Source organism: Nocardia sp. NPDC060220, assembly GCF_042727815.1.
Lineage (GTDB): Bacteria > Actinomycetota > Actinomycetes > Mycobacteriales > Mycobacteriaceae > Nocardia.
On the sequence record NZ_JBHWZY010001237.1, the window covers coordinates 1 to 1,512 of the forward strand.

Sequence of the window (1,512 nt, forward strand, 5' to 3'; positions counted from 1 at the left end):
GCGAGTGTGCAGGTGTGGGGCGCCGGGGTAACCGCCAGGTGGGCCCGGGTTTACGGTTTGCTTGGGGCGGGGGTCCCAACCCCACCGGGTGGCCACGCCCTTTCGCTGTCCACCGAGTTTGCTGAAGACTCGCCGGTAGATGAAATCGTGATCTGAACCACTGTTTTCCCTGCTGGCCGGTGGCCCGTCCTGGGACTTACCGCGTGGGAATTACATCCGTGCGACTCGCAACACCTTGTGTTGTTCCCATCTGTCGGACACTAGGTGTAGTGTCTGTCGTACTGGAAGACGGTGTGGAGCCACCACTGATCGGGCCCAAGGGAAGGGGTTGCGAGCAGGGCTTTCTTCGCTAGATCCAGGAGTTTGCGCAGCATCACCCGTTCGTGCATTGCATACGGATCACAGGCTGTGGATCAGGCATAGGAGAGAGGGACTTCCATCATGACCATCACCGTGTACACCAAGCCCGCTTGCGTGCAGTGCAACGCCACCTACAAGGCTCTCGACAAGGTCGGCGTGGACTACGACGTCATCGACATCTCGGAGAACGACGAGGCGCGTGACTTCGTCATGGCGCTGGGCTACCTGCAGGCGCCGATCGTCGTCGCGGGTGACGATCACTGGTCGGGCTTCCGTCCCGATCGCATCAAGGCGCTCGCCGTCGCGGCTGCCTAGTTCGCACCGGTTCGCCGGTAAGGAGGCGCCATGCCCGAGCAGAGGACTCCGGGCGGGCTGGTCTACTTCTCCAGCGCTTCGGAGAACACTCATCGTTTCGTCGAGAAGCTCGGTCTCCCGGCAACTCGACTTCCGCTACACACCACCGCTGAATCGCCGCGGATCGACGAACCCTACGTGCTGATCACCCCCACCTATGGTGGTGGTCGGCACGTCATGGGCGGACAACGTCCCGACAAGGACCTCGTTCCGCGGCAAGTCGCCAAGTTCCTCAACGACCCGCACAACCGCGCGCTGCTGCGCGGGGTGATCGCGGCCGGCAACACGAACTTCGGCGATACCTATTGCGTTGCAGGAGACATCATCTCGCAAAAATGCGGGGTGCCGTATCTGTATCGCTTCGAACTCATGGGAACCGCTGAGGACGTCGCGCGCGTCCGAGAGGGATTGGGATTGTTTTGGCAACAGCAACCACAGCACCGGCAGGCAAGTCAGCACGCCTAGAGCAGTCGGCGGTGCGCGGCGAGGCGGGCGAGGTGCTCGACTACCACGCCCTCAACGCGATGCTGAACCTGTACGGCCCCAACGGCGAGATCCAGTTCGACAAGGATCGCGAGGCCGCGCACCAGTACTTCCTGCAGCACGTGAACCAGAACACCGTCTTCTTCCACAATCTGGACGAGAAGCTGGACTACCTGGTCAAGGAGAACTACTACGAGACCGAGGTGCTCGACCAGTACGGTCGCCCCTTCGTCAAGCAGCTGTTCCAGCAGGCCTACGCCAAGAAGTTCCGGTTCCCGACCTTCCTCGGCGCGTTCAAGTACTACACCTCGTACA

The 1,512-nt window shown here is 61.6% G+C and carries 2 protein-coding genes and 1 pseudogene; all 3 read left to right on the top strand.

The window, feature by feature from the left end:
• Positions 1–441 precede the first annotated feature (441 nt).
• Positions 442–675, top strand: a complete 234-nt coding sequence (gene nrdH, locus ACFWF3_RS35625) for a glutaredoxin-like protein NrdH (protein WP_358063548.1) — start codon at positions 442–444, stop codon at positions 673–675.
• Between the two features lie 30 nt (positions 676–705).
• Positions 706–1,179, top strand: coding sequence for a class Ib ribonucleoside-diphosphate reductase assembly flavoprotein NrdI (nrdI, locus tag ACFWF3_RS35630; protein WP_379318540.1), 474 nt, complete (start codon positions 706–708; stop codon positions 1,177–1,179).
• Between the two features lie 59 nt (positions 1,180–1,238).
• Positions 1,239–1,512 (top strand): annotated as a pseudogene (locus tag ACFWF3_RS35635) (ribonucleotide-diphosphate reductase subunit alpha); the annotation flags it as partial.